This is a genomic window from Azoarcus sp. CIB (genome assembly GCF_001190925.1).
In the GTDB taxonomy this organism is placed as follows: domain Bacteria; phylum Pseudomonadota; class Gammaproteobacteria; order Burkholderiales; family Rhodocyclaceae; genus Aromatoleum.
The window spans coordinates 4,216,787-4,232,325 of the sequence record NZ_CP011072.1 but is presented as its reverse complement, the minus strand read 5'-3'; the positions used below and the strand labels follow the sequence as shown (position 1 = coordinate 4,232,325).

Sequence of the window (15,539 nt, the reverse complement as noted above, 5' to 3'; positions counted from 1 at the left end):
GCCGTGGTCGATCCGGCCATGCGTGCAAAATTCGGCAAGGTCGCGGTGCTGTTGGGCGGCACCTCGGCCGAGAGGGACGTCTCGCTGATGTCGGGCGGCGCCGTGCTCGCGGCGCTGCGTGCTGCGGGCGTGGACGCACACGGCTTCGACCCCGCCGAGCTCGACCTGCACATCCTCAAAGAGCAGGAGTACGACCGCGCCTTCATCGCGCTGCACGGCCGCGGCGGCGAGGACGGCACGGTGCAGGGCATGCTTGAACTGCTGAAGATCCCCTACACGGGCAGCGGCGTGATGGCGTCGGCGCTGGCGATGGACAAGTGGCGCACGAAGATGGTGTGGGCGGCTTGCGGCCTGCCGACCCCGCGCTACGCCATCCTGAACGCCGACACCGACTGGGATGCGGTCGTCGCCGATCTCGGCCTGCCGATCTTCGTCAAGCCGGTGCATGAAGGGTCCAGCATGGGGGCGACCAAGGTCACCGAGCCCGGCCAGCTGAAGGCCGCGTGGGAGCTCGCGGCCCGCTTCGACGATCTCGTGATCGCCGAGGAGTTCATCTCCGGTGCGGAACTGACCGCGCCCTTCCTGCATGACCGGGCACTGCCGCTGATCCGTATCGAAGCGCCCGGCGGCAACTACGACTACCAGAACAAATACTTCACCGACGATACGCGCTATCTGTGCCCCTGCGGGCTGCCCGCCGCGCAGGAGCAGGCGCTGCAGGCGTTGATCATGCAGAGCGCACGCGTGCTCGGTTGCCGCGGCTGGGGCCGCGCCGATCTGATCCTGACCGAGGACGGGCGTCCCTATCTGCTGGAAATGAACACCAGTCCTGGCATGACTGGCCACTCGCTCGTGCCGATGGCGGCGCGCGTGGCGGGCATGGACTTCACCCAGCTGTGTCTCTCGATCCTGGAGGATGCCCGCCTTGGCTGAATTCCGCCTGCGTTCTCCGCTTGCTGCGCGCGGGCTTTCCGGCACGAGCCGGATGCCCGGTCGCGCGCATGAGCGCGAGGGCGTGTGGCATCGGCCGGCCGTGCTTAACCTGTTCTCGGACATCCTGATGCTGTTCGCGGCGGTTGCGTTCGGCTACGCGTTCGTTGCGTGGTTCCTGTCGCGTCCCCTGTTTCCGCTGCGCGAGGTGGTCGTGTTGACGCCTCCCGCGCAGGTGACCACCGAACAGCTCGAATACGTGGCCCGCAGTGCGATCCACGGCAACTTCTTCTCGGTGGACCTCGAAACCGTGCGCGAGACCTTCGAGAAACTGCCCTGGGTCCGGCGCGCCGAAGTCCGCCGCCGCTGGCCCGACGTGCTGGAACTGCGCCTCGAAGAACACCAGGCCGCGGCCTACTGGACTGTGTCCGAAAGCGGCGATTCGCAGCTCGTCAACCGCCAGGGCGAGGTCTTCGTCGCGGCGAGCAACGCCGAACTGCCGTCCTTCTCCGGGCCGCAGGGGTCGGCTGCCTATATCCAGGCGAAGCACCGCGAATTCGGCGCGATGCTCGAGCCGCTCGGCCGCAAGCTCGTCGGTCTCGCGCTCTCTGCGCGCGAGGCGTGGGAGCTCAAGCTCGACGACGGCATGGTGATCATGCTCGGCCGTGACCAGGAAAAGGCGCCGATCGGCGAGCGCCTGGAGCGCTTCGTGAGCGCCTGGTCGCAGGCGAAGGAAAAGGTTGGTGTGCAAGTGGCGGTAGCGGATCTCCGCTACCCGAGCGGATTCGCCCTCACCCCGGTGGGGGACTTCAAGGCAGCGAAAGGCAAGCAATGAGCAAGGAATACAAGGACCTGATCGTCGGGCTGGACATCGGTACCGCCAAGGTCACGTGCATGGTCGCGGAGGTTCGTCCCGACGGGCGGCTCAACGTCGTGGGCGTCGGTACGCAGCCGACCAGCGGCCTGAAGCGCGGCGTGGTCGTGAACATCGAGGCCACCGTCGATGCGATCTCGCGCGTGATCCAGGAAGTCGAGCTGATGGCCGACTGCAAGATCCGCGACGTCTATACCGGGATCGCCGGCAGTCACATCAAGAGCTTCAACTCCAACGGCATGGTCGCGATCAAGGACAAGGAGGTCACCCCGCTCGACGTCGAGCGCGTGATCGAGGTCGCCCGTGCAATGCCGGTGCCCGCGGAACAGCAGATCCTGCACACGCTCACCCAGGAATTCATCATCGACGGGCAGGGCGGCGTGCGCGAGCCGATCGGCATGAGCGGCGTCAAGCTCGAGGTCAAGGTGCATATCGTCACCGGCGCCGTGTCGGCGGCCCAGAACGTCATCAAGTGCGTGCGCCGCTGCGGACTCGAGGTCATGGATCTCATCCTGCAGCCGCTCGCCTCGAGCTATGCGGTGCTGACCGAGGACGAGAAGGAACTGGGCGTGTGCCTCGTTGACATCGGCGGCGGCACGACCGACATCGCGGTCTTCACGCACGGCGCGATCCGCCACACGGCGGTGCTGCCGGTCGCGGGCGACCAGATCACCAACGACATCGCGATGGCACTGCGCACGCCGACCTCCGAAGCCGAGGAGATCAAGATCCGCCACGGCGTCGCGATGCACACGCTGGCCGATCCCGAGGAAATGATCGAGGTACCCGGCGTCGGCGACCGCCCGCCGCGTCCGCTGTCGCGCCAGCGTCTCGCCGACGTCATCGAGCCGCGCGTGTCCGAACTGTTCGAACTCGTGCAGGCCGAGCTGCGTCGCAGCGGCTACGAAGAGCTGCTCTCCTCGGGCATCGTGCTCGCCGGTGGCTCGTCCGTGATGCTCGGCATGGTCGAACTCGGCGAGGAAGTGTTCCACATGCCGGTGCGCGTGGGCGCACCGCAGTATTCGGGAGGCCTTGCGGATGTCGTGTGCCATCCGCGCTATGCCACAGCCATGGGCCTGGTCATGGAAGGCCATGCCCAGCGCCGCCGCGGCATGCTCGCGCGCGACACCCGGAGCGTGAAGCAGGTGTTCGGCCGCATGAAGGCGTGGTTCGAGAAGAATTTTTGACGGAACGGCGTGGAATTTTTCAGCCAAATTGAATGAGTTGTTGATCAGGTCCCCTTATTTAGTTGTAAACTTTTGATTTATTACTAGATGTAGACTCGGCGGCGGCTCGGTGCGTATCGGGGTTGTTTTTCAGGAGGCGAGGCAAATGTTTGAAATCGTTGAGAAGGAGCAGACCGGCACGATCATCAAGGTGATCGGTGTCGGCGGCGCCGGCGGCAATGCCGTCGATCACATGATCCGGGAAGGGGTGCAGGGCGTCGAATTCATCGTCGCCAACACCGATGCGCAGGCGCTCCATCGCTGCCTCGCCCCGAACAAGATCCAGCTGGGCAACTCGGGCCTGGGCGCCGGCTCGAAGCCCGAAGCCGGCCGTGCCGCGGCGCAGGATTCGCGCGAAGCGATCGCTGCGGCGCTCGACGGCGCCCACATGTGCTTCATCACCGGCGGCATGGGCGGCGGCACCGGCACCGGCGCGGCGCCGGTCGTGGCCGAGATCGCCAAGGAGATGGGCATCCTGACCGTCGCGGTCGTGACCAAGCCCTTCGACTTCGAGAACCGCCTGCGCGTCGCGGAAAGCGGCGTCGAGGAGCTGACCCGCTACGTCGACTCGCTGATCATCGTCCTCAACGACAAGCTGCTCGAAGTGTACGGCGACGACGCCGGCTTCGAGGACTGCTTCCGCTCCGCCGACAACGTGCTGCGCAGCGCCGTTGGCGGCATCGCCGAGATCATCAATGTGCCGGGCCTGGTGAACGTCGACTTCCAGGACGTGCGCACCGCAATGGGCGAGATGGGCCGCGCGATGATGGGTTCGGCCGAAGCCTCCGGCATGGACCGCGCACGCATCGCCGCCGAGCAGGCCGCCGTGAGCCCGCTGCTCGAGGGTACCGAACTGTCCGGCGCACGCTGCGTGCTGATCAACATCACGGCCAGCCGCTCGCTGAAGATGTCCGAAGTGCGTGACGCCGTGAAGACCGTCCAGGCCTTCGCCGCGCCCGAAGCCTTCGTCAAGTACGGTACGGTGTTCGACGAATCGATGGAAGACTGCGTCCGCGTCACCGTCGTCGCGACCGGCCTCGGCGTGCCGCGCGCTGCGCGCCAGCCGGTGATGCAAGTAGTGCAGGGCACCGGAACGTACGGCCCTTCGGTCGGCGGCATCGACCTGACCAACCTGGACGTTCCGGCGGTCATTCGCACCAACCGTCGCACGACGGTCGAGGCGATGAGCGCCAACGGCATGGGCACGTACGACATCCCGGCCTTCCTGCGCAAGCAGGCCGACTGAGCACCGTCGGCTCCGCCCATTACGGGCGCATGCTGTGGACCGTCGCCTCCGGTCCGCAGCATGCGCCCGTTTCCGTTCCGGCCGGCGCTGCAGGGGCTTGATGGCGGTTCGCAGCAACGCTGTGTTGCATGCTGCGTTGCAGCGAAACTTGCCGTGTGATGCCGCGTGTGCGTGCTAAACTGCTGTCGTGTAACGGGAATTTAACAATGATCAGGCAGCGCACCCTCAAATCGCTCATCAAGGCCACCGGCGTCGGTCTGCACGGCGGACGCAAGGTCCAGCTGGTGCTGCGTCCGGCTGCGCCCGATACGGGCATCGTCTTTCACCGCGTCGATCTCGATCCGGTCGTGGACTTCCCGGCCGACCCCTATTCCGTGTGCGACACGCGCATGTGCTCGGGCCTCGAGCGCGACGGCGCCAAGGTCGGCACCGTCGAGCACCTGATGTCGGCCCTTGCCGGTCTCGGCATCGACAATGTGCACGTTGACGTCGATGCACCGGAAATTCCCATTCTCGATGGCAGTGCGGGTCCCTTCGTGTTCCTGCTGCAATCGGCGGGTATCGAGGAACAGCAGGCACCCAAGCGCTTCCTGCGCGTGAAGAAGGCCGTCGAGTACCGCGAGGACGACAAATGGGTGCGCCTCGAACCTTATGACGGCTTCAGGCTGGATTTCTCCATCGTGTTCAACCACCCGGCGATCGACAAGACCTCGACGCAGGTGAGCATCGATTTCGCCGAACACTCCTACGTTCGCGACGTCGCCCGTGCGCGCACCTTCGGCTTCATGCAGGACGTCGAGTTCATGCGCTCCAACGGTTTGGCGCTGGGCGGCAGCCTGGACAACGCGATCGTGATGGACGAATACCGCGTGCTCAATACGGAAGGCCTGCGCTACGTGGACGAGTTCGTCAAGCACAAGGTCCTGGATGCGATCGGCGACCTCTACCTGTGCGGCCATCCGCTTCTCGCCCGCTATTCCGCGCACAAGGCCGGCCATGCGCTGAACAACCAGGTGCTGCGCGTGCTGCTGGAAGACAGTAGCGCCTGGGAGATCGTGACGTTCGAGCAGGACGCCGCGACCCCGGCGGCGGTCAGCCACCAGTTCGAACTCTCCCTCGCCTGAGCGCCCGGCGATGCTGGTGGTCCGCCTGTTCGCCATCCTTGCGGTGATCGGCATCGGCGCATCGCTCGTCGCGTGGATGCTCACCGGCAATCCGAAGTACCGCCTGTGGGCGTGGAACTGCTTTCGCTCCGGGATCGTCGTCCTGTTCGTGTTCCTCGCGCTGTTCGCGCTCGAGCGCGTGTTCGTGCCGTTCATGTAGCCTTTGTCGACTGCGAGATACGGCTTCGGCCGAGTCCGTCGAAGAGCTCTCGCTGACTTTCGGTACGCCCGACGCGAACGGGGGACTCTTCGATCGTCCGACCGATAATCAGTCGCGACGACTGCGCCGGACCAGGCGTTCCAGCGATTCGCGCAGCGGCGAATCCGCCGGCAGCGTGGCAGAGAAATCCTCGATACTGCGGCTGCCGCCTTCCGAGATCGTGCGCTGCGGCGGAGGGCGTCGTTCCTCGCGCGTCTCGAGCACCTTCACCTTCACCTGCACGGCCTTGATCTGCAGGCCCGCGGCGGCAAGCTCCTGGGCCAGCGACGGTGCAATCTGCTTCAGGCGTGCGGCGGCGGCGCCGCCGTTGGCGAGCAGCACCAGCGTGTCGCCCTTCAGGTTGGCGACCGAACAGGCCGACGCGAGCGCGGGCGGAAGGTGCTGCTGGAGCAGGTTCTGCAGGCGCATCAGGCGCGCTGCGTGGTCCTTCAGGCGTGCGAGAGCGTCGCCGGTGCCCAGGAAGCGCTGGATGAGCTGGGTCATGAGGGGGCCGAAGTCGGATTGCTCCCAGATGGTAGGTCGGGGAGTCCGCTACCGCAAGCGCAGACCTTCCTGGCCGCGCCCCGTTCCCGCCGCCGCATCCGCTGCGGGGCCTTGCGGTCGGCATGCTAAACTTCCCGCTTTGCCGAATCGGTCCCACCAGATACCCACATGATTTCCGGCCTGCTCAAGAAAATTTTCGGTAGTCGCAACGACCGCCTCATCCGCCAGTATTCCCAGACGGTACGCACCATCAATGCCCTGGAGCCGACGATTTCGGCCCTGACGGACGAGGCCCTGCGGGCCAAAACGGACGAATTCAGGCAGCGCGTCGCCAATGGCGAAGACCTCGACAGCCTGCTGCCGGAAGCCTTTGCGGTCGTGCGCGAAGCGGCCAAGCGTGTCCACGGCATGCGCCATTTCGACGTGCAGCTGATCGGTGGCATGGTGCAGCACAACGGCAAGATCTCCGAAATGCGCACCGGCGAAGGCAAGACCCTCGTCGCGACGCTGCCGGCCTACCTCAACGCGCTCGCCGGCAAGGGGGTGCATGTCGTCACCGTCAACGACTACCTCGCGAGCCGCGACGCCGACTGGATGGGGCGCATCTACGGCTTTCTCGGGCTGACGACGGGCTGCAACCTGTCGCGCATGGGGCACGAGGAAAAGCAGGCTGCCTACGCCGCCGACATCACCTATGGCACGAACAACGAGTTCGGCTTCGACTACCTGCGCGACAACATGGTGTATTCCACCAGCGAGCGCGTGCAGCGCAGCCTCAACTTCGCGATCGTCGACGAGGTCGATTCGATCCTGATCGACGAGGCGCGTACGCCGCTGATCATCTCCGGCCAGGCCGAGGACCACACCGAGCTGTACCTCAAGCTCAATCAGGTCGCCCCGGCGCTCACGCAGCAGGAAGGCGAGGGCGAGGAGGTCACCAAGCCCGGCGACTACACGCTGGACCTCAAGGCGCGCCAAGTGCTCCTCACCGAGCAGGGGCACGAGAACGCCGAGCAGATCCTCACCCGCATGGGCCTGCTGGCCGAGGGAACGAGCCTGTACGACCCGGGCAACATCCTGCTGGTGCACCATCTTTACGCGGCCCTGCGCGCGTACGCGCTGTACTTCAAGGACCAGCACTACGTCGTGCAGAACAACGAGGTGGTGATCGTCGATGAATTCACCGGCCGCCTGATGGCCGGCCGCCGCTGGTCCGAGGGCTTGCACCAGGCCGTCGAGGCCAAGGAAGGCGTGCGCATCCAGGCCGAGAACCAGACGCTCGCATCGATCACCTTCCAGAACTACTTCCGCATGTACGGCAAACTTGCCGGCATGACCGGCACGGCCGACACCGAGGCCTACGAGTTCCATCAGATCTACGGTCTCGAAACGGTTGTGGTCCCGACCAACCGGCCGATGCAGCGCCGCGACGACAACGACAAGGTTTTCCGCACCGCGAAGGAGAAGTGGGATGCGGTGATCAGCGACATCCGCGAATGCGTCGGTCGCGGCCAGCCGGTGCTGGTCGGCACGACTTCGATCGAGATCAACGAATTCCTGTCCGCGCTGCTGCAGCGCGAGAAGCTGCCCCATCAGTTGCTCAACGCCAAGCAGCACGAACACGAAGCCGAGATCGTCGCGCAGGCGGGGCGCCCGGGCGTCATCACGATCGCGACGAACATGGCCGGTCGCGGCACCGACATCGTGCTCGGCGGCAGCATCGAGCGCGAGATCGCGGCGATCCGCGACGACGAAGCGCTGACCCAGGAGCAGAAGGACGCACGCATCGCCGGAATGCGCGAGGAGTGGCTGAAAGTCCACGAGCAGGTGCTCGCGGCGGGCGGCCTGCACATCGTCGGCACCGAACGCCACGAGTCGCGCCGCATCGACAACCAGCTGCGCGGCCGTGCCGGCCGCCAGGGCGATCCGGGCAGCTCGCGCTTTTACCTCTCGCTCGAAGATCCGCTGATGAAGATCTTCGCCGGCGAGCGCCTGAACGCGATCATGGTGCGCCTGAAAATGCCCGAGGGCGAGGCGATCGAGCACGCGATGGTCACCCGCTCGCTTGAGTCCGCGCAACGCAAGGTCGAGCAGCGCAACTTCGACATCCGCAAGCAGCTGCTCGAGTATGACGACGTCGCTAACGACCAGCGCAAGGTGATCTACCAGCAGCGCAACGAACTGCTCGAAAGCGAGGAGATCTCCGACACGATCCATGCGATGCGCCAGGGAGTGCTGCACGACGCCTTCCGCCTCTACGTGCCGGTCGACAGCGTCGAGGAGCAGTGGGACATCCCCGCACTGGAGCAGGCCCTCGCGGCGGAATTCCAGCTCCGCCTTCCGGTCAGCGAGTGGCTGAAGGTCGAGTCGAATGTGGACGACGAGACCATTCTCAAGCGCATCCTTGCCGCCGCCGACGAGGCCTATGCAGCGAAGATCGCTCAGGTCGACGCGGGGGCGTGGCACAAGTTCGAGCGCGACGTGATGCTGCAGAGCCTCGACACGCACTGGCGCGAGCACCTGGCAGCGCTGGACCATCTGCGGCAGGGCATCCACCTGCGCGGCTACGCCCAGAAGAACCCGAAGCAGGAATACAAGCGCGAGGCCTTCGAGCTTTTCGAAGCGCTGCTCGAGTCCGTGCGCAGTGAAGTGTCCAAGCTGCTGATGACCGTCCAGGTCCGCACAGAGTCGCAGCTGGAGGAGGCCGAGCGTCCGCCCGAGCTGGACAACGTGCAGTATCACCACGCGGACTACGACGAGGCGCTCGGCTCCGCGTCGCAGGAGCAGGAAGGCGGCGTTGCCGTTGCGCAGGCCCCCAAGGTCGGGCGCAACGACCCCTGCCCCTGCGGTTCGGGGAAGAAGTACAAGCACTGCCACGGCAAGCTGAGCTGAGGCACGATGGGCGGCACGACGCTTCCCCGCCGCGTCCCTGAACGGCCCAGCGCGAGCCGTTTTTGGCTTCACGCGCAGCCTTTCCGTACATGACGGGCCCGGCCGATCCCAAGGGCAGGCGCCCCGGCGCGCCCGCACTGTTTCCGGAACTGCAACTCGGCGTTCCGGTGGATGCCGCCGGGCAAGCGGAGCGCGAGCCGCGCGGCCTCGGTGAGTGGGTTGCCTTCATTCGCGACCAGGAGATGCCTGCGCTCGGCGCGACGGTGGCGCTGATCCATTCCGTCACGGAGGACGAAAAATCCCCGACCGGCAAGCTCGCCCAGGCCATCCTGCAGGACGCGGCAATGACCGCGAAGGTGCTCAAGCTCGCCAACAGCGTCCTGTATAACCCATCGCGCCAGGTCGTGAGCACGATCAGCCGCGCCATCGTGGTGCTCGGCTTCAACGCCGTCGCGGAGATCGCGGTGGCGATCCGCGTGATCGATGCCCTGCTGGCCGGCGGTGTCCGGCAGCGTGTCGTGAACGAGATGGCGCGTGTGTTCCATGCGGCGGTGCAGGCGCGCGCACTGGCCGCGCTGCGACGCGACGGACGCAGCGAAGAGGTCTTCATTGCCGCGCTGCTGTCCCGCGTGGGCGAGATGGCGTTCTGGTGCTTCGGCGGCAAGCTCGCGCAGCGGCTGGACGAGGCCCTTGCCGCAGGCCAGTCCGACGACGAGGCGCAGATGAGCGTGCTCGGCTTTCGCCTGCGCCAGCTCTCGCAGGGGCTGGCGCGCGAGTGGAAGCTCGGGCCGCTGCTTCAGTCCGTGCTCGATGGCACCAGTCGCGGCGGGGTGCCGGAGCAGGCCATCCACTTCGCCCACCGCTTCGCGGTCGAGGTTGAAAACGGCTGGGACAGCCCGGGCCTGGAAAAGGTTGTTCGCGGCTTGGCGACCTTTGCCGGACTTTCGTCCGAGGCGATGCGCGAGGAGCTTGCAGCCAACAGCGTCGAGGCAGCGCGCATTGCCAGATATTTCGGTGCCGCCGAAGCCGGGGAGTTGATTCCGCGGCCGACTCCTGCCGCGGGGGCGCCGGAGCCCGATGAGACCGATGCGGCGGAAACCCTCGCGATGGAGCCCGATCCGCATCTCCAGTTGAGGATCCTGCGCGAGATTTCTGGCCGCATCGCGGCGGGTGCGAACCTCAACGAAATCCTGCAACTCGTGCTCGAAGGTATCTATCGCGGCGTCGGCTTCGACCGCGTGCTGTTCGCGCTGTTGTCGCAGAACCGGCTGCAGCTCATCGGCAAGACTTCGCTCGGTGGCGGCGCCGAGGCCTTGCGGCAGGCGTTCATTTTTTCCCTCGACGGCACGGCCGGGGATCTGTTCAACGAATTCTTCCGCAACCCGCGGGCGATGCGTTTCGGTCCCGGCCAGACGCCGCCGGGGATCCGGCTCGATCGCCTGCAGCAGGTGACCGATGCCGGCTACGCCTGCATTGCACCCATCCTCGCCCAGGGGCGCCCGATCGGTCTTTTCTACGGTGACCGGTCCCATGCCGCGGCGGCTGTCGATGACGAACGATTCGAAGCCTTCCAGCTGTTCGCCCAGCAAGTCTCGCTCGCCGTCGCGGCAGCCTCGTCCTCGCGCCAGAACGGCTGATGCGTGGCTTTGCAGCGATGTCCTTGCCGGCATCCAATGAAACCGTGGCGGCACCTGCCGCCCTTTGTCCGATGGAGACCCGTCATGCCCGTTAACCTCTCGACCCCGGTTGCCTCGGAGCTGTGTCCGGTTGCAGGCGTTCGCCTCGGGGTTGCCGAAGCCGCGATCCGCAAGCAGAACCGTCGCGACCTGACCCTCATCGAAGTGGCGCCCGGCAGCCGCGTGGCGGGGGTGTTCACGCTCAACCGTTTCTGTGCTGCCCCGGTGCAGGTGTGCAAAGATCACCTTCCCGGCGGCAACGTCCGCGCGCTCGTGATCAATACCGGCGTCGCCAACGCCGGGACGGGCGAGGAAGGGCTGGCGAACGCCAACGCTACCTGTGCGGTCGTGGCCAGCCTGCTGGGCATCGCGGCCGAGCAGGTTCTGCCGTTTTCGACCGGCGTGATTCTCGAGCCTCTGCCCGTCGATCGCCTGGTGGCCGGACTTCCCGCTGCGCAGGCCAATCTGCGTGCCGATGGCTGGTTCGATGCGGCGCACGCGATCATGACGACTGATACCGTGGCCAAGGCCGTGTCGCGCCAGGTGACGATCGCGGGACGCACGGTCACGCTGACCGGCATCAGCAAGGGCGCGGGCATGATCAAGCCCAACATGGCGACGATGCTCGGCTTCCTCGCCTGCGATGCGGCAATCTCGCAGTCCCTGCTGGACACGCTCGCCCGCGAAGCGGCCGACCTGTCGTTCAACAGCATCACCGTCGACGGCGACACCTCGACCAACGACTCCTTCATCATCATCGCGACCGGCAAGGCCGGCAACACCGAGATCAACGATCCGCTGGGCGAGGACTTCCGCGCGCTGCGCGAAGCGCTCATCGACGTTTCGATCAGGCTCGCCCAGGCGATCGTGCGCGACGGCGAAGGTGCGACCAAGTTCATGACGATCGCGGTCGAGGGCGGCAGGGACCGAGCGGAGTGCCGCAAGGTGGCCTATGCGATCGGCCATTCGCCGCTGGTCAAGACCGCCTTCTTCGCCTCGGACCCCAACCTCGGGCGCATCCTCGCGGCGATCGGCTACGCGGGTATCGACGATCTCGACGTGAGCGGGCTGCGGGTGTGGCTGGGGGGCGCGCACGAAGAGGTGCTCGTCGCCGAGAACGGTGGCCGTGCGGCAACGTATCGCGAGGACGCCGGTGCGCGCGTGATGAAAGAATCCGAGATCACCGTGCGTGTCGATCTCGGTCGCGGCCTCGAGCGCGCCACGGTGTGGACCTGCGATTTTTCGTACGATTACGTGAAGATCAACGCCGACTATCGCAGTTGATGTTCCGGCGCAAATCGCGCACTGGCTGCATTGCTATGCTGTACGTATAATCCGGGAAGCAGATCGACCTGGATCAAGATGGCAGACAAGCAGCAGTCAATGCGCGAATCGCGGAGTCAGGACGACCTCTCGCCCCTGTTCGACATCATGCTCGAAGGGGTCGTCGTGCGCGACGGTGCAGGCCGCATCACGGCCTGCAACCGCACGGCACAGCAGATCTACGGCCTTTCCGCGGCCGAACTCGAAGGTCACACGGCTGAAAGCCTGCCGGTCGGCTTTCTCCATGAGGACGGTTCTCCCTGTCCGCCCGATCAGCACCCGGCGATGGTCACGCTGCGTACCGGCCTGCCGCAGCGCGGCGTGGTGATGGGTATCGCCCATCCGGGGCAGGATCCGGTGTGGATCCAGGTCAACAGCCAGCCGATTGCCGGTGCCGCGGGCCGGATCGCGTCGGTGATCACCAGCTTCGCCGACATCACGCCGATCAAGCGAGCGGAAGACGCCCTGCGGGCGAGCGAGGCGCGCAACCGGACGCTTGCCGAAGCGATCGCTCAGTCCGGCTGTTCGGTCATCATCACGGATGGGGACGGGCGTATCGAATACGTGAATCCCGCCTGCTGCAAGGCGTACGGCTATTCCGAGGACGAGCTGATCGGGGCGCGGCCGAGCATCTTCAAGTCCGGCGAAACGACGCACGAGGAGTACGCAAGCCTGTGGCGGACAATCCTTGCCGGAGAGACCTGGCGCGGCGAGATGTCTAATCGCGGTCGCGACGGCAGGCTGATCCGCGAGGCGGTATCCGTGTCGCCGGTACGGGACGAGAGCGGCGAGGTCCGTCATTTCGTCGCGCTGAAGGAAGACATCACGCAGCTGCGCGAGGACGAGCGCCGGCGCCATGAACTGTTCGAGCGCGTTGCACGGCTCGAGCGCATGGAGCTCGTCGCCACCCTGGCGGGAGGCATCGCGCACGATTTCAACAACGTCCTCGCCGCCATCCTCGGCTACTCTCAGCTCGCGGCCACGCAGCTCAAACAGGACGGCGGGCAGCCGCGCGTGCTGAAGTACATCGAGGAGATCCGCTCGGCCGGCCAGCGTGCGCGGGAACTGATCCAGCAGCTGCTGAGTTTCCGCCGCGGCGGCGCGGTGCAGCCGGGCAGCGCCGAGCTCGCACTGATCGGTCGCGAGGCCGTCGGTCTGCTGCGCGCGACCCTGCCCGACACCCTCGCGGTGGTTGCCGACATCGATCCCGATCTGCCGCGGCTGTCCGTCGATCCGGCGCATGTCCATCAGATCATGATGAATCTGCTGATCAATGCGCGCGATGCGATCGCCGGCATCGGTACCATTCGCCTGACGGCTCGCCGCGTGTCCTTCGACAGCATGCAGCGCTGCGACTCCTGTGGTCACGAGTTCCGCGGCGACTATGTGGCGATCACCGTCACGGACGTCGGTGTGGGGATCGCGCCCGAGCACCGCGAGAAACTGTTCGAGCCCTTCTTCACGACCAAGGATGTCGGGCAGGGTACCGGCATGGGATTGGCGGTCGTGCACACGATGACCCACCTGTACGACGGTCACGTCCGCGTCGAGTCGGAGCCCGGCAAGGGCACCGCGGTGCAGGTCGTGCTGCCGGTGCGGCTGCTCCAGGAGGGCGGCGTCGCGTAGTGCCGGCTCAGTGCAGCACGCGCGGCATCGCGAGCACGAAGGCCGGGATCTCGGCGTCGAAGCGGTGTCCGTCCGCGGCGACCATCTGGTAGCTGCCCTGCATCGTGCCGACTGGCGTTTCGAGCACCGAGCCGCTCGAATAACTGAACTGTTCTCCGGGCGCGAGCGCCGGCTGTTCACCGATCACGCCTTGGCCACGCACTTCCTGCACTTTGCCGGCACCGTCGGTGATGATCCAGTGGCGGCTGAGGAGCTGTGCGCCGACGGTGCCGACGTTGCTGATCGTGATGTGGTACGCGAACACGTAGCGGTCTTCTTCCGGCGCGGACTGGCCCGGTACGTATTCCGCCACCGCGGTAACCTTGATCCGGTATTTTTCCGATTCGCTCATTGACGGAGTCTCTCTGATGGGCGCCATTGCCCGGGGCGCTCGGGATCATCGAACACTCGACGGCGGCGCAGGAGGTTAAAATAGCACTTTTGTCCGGAAATACCGCCATGTCCGTATCACCCCTGACCGCTCTTTCCCCGCTCGACGGCCGTTACCATGAAAAGGTCGCGGGCCTGCGCGAGCATTTCTCCGAGCATGGTCTGATCCGTAATCGCGTGCGCGTCGAGATCGAATGGCTCAAGGCGCTGGCGGGCGAGCCCGGGCTGGCCGAGATCGCGCCGTTCTCGCCGGCGACGGTGGCGGAGCTCGACGGCGTCGTCGCGACATTCTCCCCGGCCGACAGCGCCGCGGTGAAGGCCATCGAGGCCACCACCAATCATGACGTGAAGGCGATGGAATACTGGCTCAAGGAGCGCTTGGGCCACAACGCCGAAGTCACCAAGGTGTCGGAGTTCATCCACTTCGCCTGCACCTCGGAGGACATCAACAACACCTCGCACGCACTGATGCTGCGCGAAGGCCGGGACGCGGTGCTGCTGCCCGCACTCGACAAGGTGATCGCGCGCTTCCGCGAGCTCGCTCACTTGCATGCCGACCTGCCGATGCTCTCGCGCACGCATGGCCAGCCCGCAAGCCCGACCACGCTGGGCAAGGAGATGGCCAACATCGCTGCGCGCCTGCTCCGCGCGCGCGCCGCGATCGCCGCGGTGTCGCTGACGGCGAAGTTCAACGGCGCGGTCGGCAACTACAACGCGCACCTGTCGGCCTGGCCGGCCTTCGACTGGGAAGGCTTCAACCGCCGCTTCATCGAATCGCTGGGGCTGGAATTCAACCCCTACACGATCCAGATCGAGCCGCACGACGCGATGGCGGAGCTCTTCGATGCGATCGCGCGCACCAACACGATCCTCATCGACGCCTGTCGCGACATCTGGATGTACGTCTCGTTCGGCTACTTCAAGCAGAAGCTGAAGGAGGGCGAGGTCGGCTCGTCGACGATGCCGCACAAGGTCAATCCGATCGACTTCGAGAACGCCGAAGGCAACCTCGGCATCGCCAACGGCGTGCTGCGCCACTTCACTGAAAAGCTGCCGGTGTCGCGCATGCAGCGCGACCTCACTGACTCCACGGTGCTGCGCAACATGGGCGTGGGCTTCGGCCACACGGTGCTGGCGCTGGATTCCTGCCTGCGCGGCCTGAACAAGCTGGAAGCCGATCCGGCACGCCTTGCGGCCGATCTCGACGGTGCTTGGGAAGTCCTCGCGGAGCCGGTGCAGACGGTGATGCGCCGTTTCGGCATCGAGAACCCGTATGAGCAGCTGAAGGCGATGACGCGCGGCAAGGGCATCACGCGTGAGGCGCTGCAGGACTTCATCCGCACGCTGGCGATTCCGGATGCCGATCGTCAGCGCTTGCTCGAGATGACGCCGGCAAGCTACGCGGGCAAGGCGGCGGAGCTCGCGAAGCGCATCTGAGCGGTGGCCGGCCG

At 66.0% G+C, this 15,539-nt stretch carries 13 protein-coding genes; 11 read left to right on the top strand and 2 right to left on the bottom strand.

The genetic code is table 11. The annotated features are described in order from the left end of the window. Positions 1–18 precede the first annotated feature (18 nt). From AzCIB_RS18915 to AzCIB_RS18890, 6 genes are all read left to right on the top strand, one after another. Positions 19–933: a D-alanine--D-alanine ligase gene (locus AzCIB_RS18915; RefSeq protein WP_050418455.1), complete on the top strand. Its 915-nt coding sequence runs from the start codon at positions 19–21 to the stop codon at positions 931–933. Further along, on the top strand, positions 917–1,765 hold the full coding sequence (locus AzCIB_RS18910) for a cell division protein FtsQ/DivIB (protein WP_050417317.1): 849 nt from the start codon (positions 917–919) through the stop codon (positions 1,763–1,765). The genes AzCIB_RS18915 and AzCIB_RS18910 overlap by 17 nt, the downstream gene beginning before the upstream one ends. Continuing rightward, positions 1,762–2,991, top strand: coding sequence for a cell division protein FtsA (ftsA, locus tag AzCIB_RS18905; protein ID WP_050417316.1), 1,230 nt, complete (start codon positions 1,762–1,764; stop codon positions 2,989–2,991). The genes AzCIB_RS18910 and ftsA overlap by 4 nt, the downstream gene beginning before the upstream one ends. A gap of 145 nt (positions 2,992–3,136) precedes the next feature. Beyond that, positions 3,137–4,276: a cell division protein FtsZ gene (gene ftsZ, locus AzCIB_RS18900; protein ID WP_050417315.1), complete on the top strand. Its 1,140-nt coding sequence runs from the start codon at positions 3,137–3,139 to the stop codon at positions 4,274–4,276. Between the two features lie 206 nt (positions 4,277–4,482). Then, the gene (lpxC, locus tag AzCIB_RS18895) at positions 4,483–5,400 is read left to right on the top strand and encodes a UDP-3-O-acyl-N-acetylglucosamine deacetylase (protein WP_050417314.1); all 918 of its coding nucleotides are present in this window, start codon (positions 4,483–4,485) and stop codon (positions 5,398–5,400) included. Positions 5,401–5,410: 10 nt separating this feature from the next. After that, positions 5,411–5,599, top strand: a complete 189-nt coding sequence (locus AzCIB_RS18890) for a hypothetical protein (protein WP_050417313.1) — start codon at positions 5,411–5,413, stop codon at positions 5,597–5,599. 108 nt (positions 5,600–5,707) lie between these two features. Here AzCIB_RS18890 and AzCIB_RS18885 read toward each other — a convergent pair whose 3' ends face one another. Further along, positions 5,708–6,142: a DciA family protein gene (locus tag AzCIB_RS18885; RefSeq protein ID WP_050417312.1), complete on the bottom strand. Its 435-nt coding sequence runs from the start codon at positions 6,140–6,142 to the stop codon at positions 5,708–5,710. 168 nt (positions 6,143–6,310) lie between these two features. Between AzCIB_RS18885 and secA the strand changes: the two genes are divergently transcribed. The 4 genes from secA to AzCIB_RS18865 all read left to right on the top strand — a co-directional run bounded on the left by secA (position 6,311) and on the right by AzCIB_RS18865 (position 13,659). After that, positions 6,311–9,034, top strand: coding sequence for a preprotein translocase subunit SecA (secA, locus tag AzCIB_RS18880; RefSeq protein WP_050417311.1), 2,724 nt, complete (start codon positions 6,311–6,313; stop codon positions 9,032–9,034). A gap of 89 nt (positions 9,035–9,123) precedes the next feature. Next, positions 9,124–10,671 carry an HDOD domain-containing protein gene (locus AzCIB_RS18875; protein ID WP_050417310.1) on the top strand — a complete coding sequence of 516 codons (1,548 nt, stop codon included), beginning with the start codon at positions 9,124–9,126 and terminating at the stop codon, positions 10,669–10,671. 84 nt (positions 10,672–10,755) lie between these two features. Beyond that, positions 10,756–11,994, top strand: coding sequence for a bifunctional glutamate N-acetyltransferase/amino-acid acetyltransferase ArgJ (argJ, locus tag AzCIB_RS18870; RefSeq protein WP_050417309.1), 1,239 nt, complete (start codon positions 10,756–10,758; stop codon positions 11,992–11,994). A gap of 99 nt (positions 11,995–12,093) precedes the next feature. Continuing rightward, the gene (locus tag AzCIB_RS18865; RefSeq protein WP_232299268.1) at positions 12,094–13,659 is read left to right on the top strand and encodes a PAS domain-containing sensor histidine kinase; all 1,566 of its coding nucleotides are present in this window, start codon (positions 12,094–12,096) and stop codon (positions 13,657–13,659) included. Between the two features lie 7 nt (positions 13,660–13,666). On the opposite strand, the gene apaG is transcribed toward AzCIB_RS18865, so the two are convergent. After that, complete coding sequence (gene apaG / locus AzCIB_RS18860) at positions 13,667–14,050, bottom strand: Co2+/Mg2+ efflux facilitator ApaG/CorD (RefSeq protein WP_050417307.1); 384 nt, start codon at positions 14,048–14,050, stop codon at positions 13,667–13,669. 107 nt (positions 14,051–14,157) lie between these two features. Here apaG and purB point away from each other — a divergent pair, with 107 nt between their 5' ends. Continuing rightward, the gene (gene purB, locus AzCIB_RS18855) at positions 14,158–15,525 is read left to right on the top strand and encodes an adenylosuccinate lyase (protein WP_050417306.1); all 1,368 of its coding nucleotides are present in this window, start codon (positions 14,158–14,160) and stop codon (positions 15,523–15,525) included. Positions 15,526–15,539: the final 14 nt, after the last annotated feature.

What these genes read in the sequence shown, in the direction of transcription:
- ftsZ (WP_050417315.1), top strand. Translation starts at nt 3,137, where the DNA reads ATGTTTGAAATCGTTGAGAAGGAGCAGACCGGCACGATCATCAAGGTG.
- lpxC (WP_050417314.1), top strand. Translation starts at nt 4,483, where the DNA reads ATGATCAGGCAGCGCACCCTCAAATCGCTCATCAAGGCCACCGGCGTC.
- AzCIB_RS18910 (WP_050417317.1), top strand. Translation starts at nt 917, where the DNA reads ATGCCCGCCTTGGCTGAATTCCGCCTGCGTTCTCCGCTTGCTGCGCGC.
- AzCIB_RS18865 (WP_232299268.1), top strand. Translation starts at nt 12,094, where the DNA reads ATGCGCGAATCGCGGAGTCAGGACGACCTCTCGCCCCTGTTCGACATC.
- AzCIB_RS18915 (WP_050418455.1), top strand. Translation starts at nt 19, where the DNA reads ATGCGTGCAAAATTCGGCAAGGTCGCGGTGCTGTTGGGCGGCACCTCG.
- apaG (WP_050417307.1), bottom strand. Translation starts at nt 14,050, where the DNA reads ATGAGCGAATCGGAAAAATACCGGATCAAGGTTACCGCGGTGGCGGAA.
- AzCIB_RS18890 (WP_050417313.1), top strand. Translation starts at nt 5,411, where the DNA reads ATGCTGGTGGTCCGCCTGTTCGCCATCCTTGCGGTGATCGGCATCGGC.
- ftsA (WP_050417316.1), top strand. Translation starts at nt 1,762, where the DNA reads ATGAGCAAGGAATACAAGGACCTGATCGTCGGGCTGGACATCGGTACC.
- AzCIB_RS18885 (WP_050417312.1), bottom strand. Translation starts at nt 6,142, where the DNA reads ATGACCCAGCTCATCCAGCGCTTCCTGGGCACCGGCGACGCTCTCGCA.
- AzCIB_RS18875 (WP_050417310.1), top strand. Translation starts at nt 9,124, where the DNA reads ATGACGGGCCCGGCCGATCCCAAGGGCAGGCGCCCCGGCGCGCCCGCA.
- argJ (WP_050417309.1), top strand. Translation starts at nt 10,756, where the DNA reads ATGCCCGTTAACCTCTCGACCCCGGTTGCCTCGGAGCTGTGTCCGGTT.
- secA (WP_050417311.1), top strand. Translation starts at nt 6,311, where the DNA reads ATGATTTCCGGCCTGCTCAAGAAAATTTTCGGTAGTCGCAACGACCGC.
- purB (WP_050417306.1), top strand. Translation starts at nt 14,158, where the DNA reads ATGTCCGTATCACCCCTGACCGCTCTTTCCCCGCTCGACGGCCGTTAC.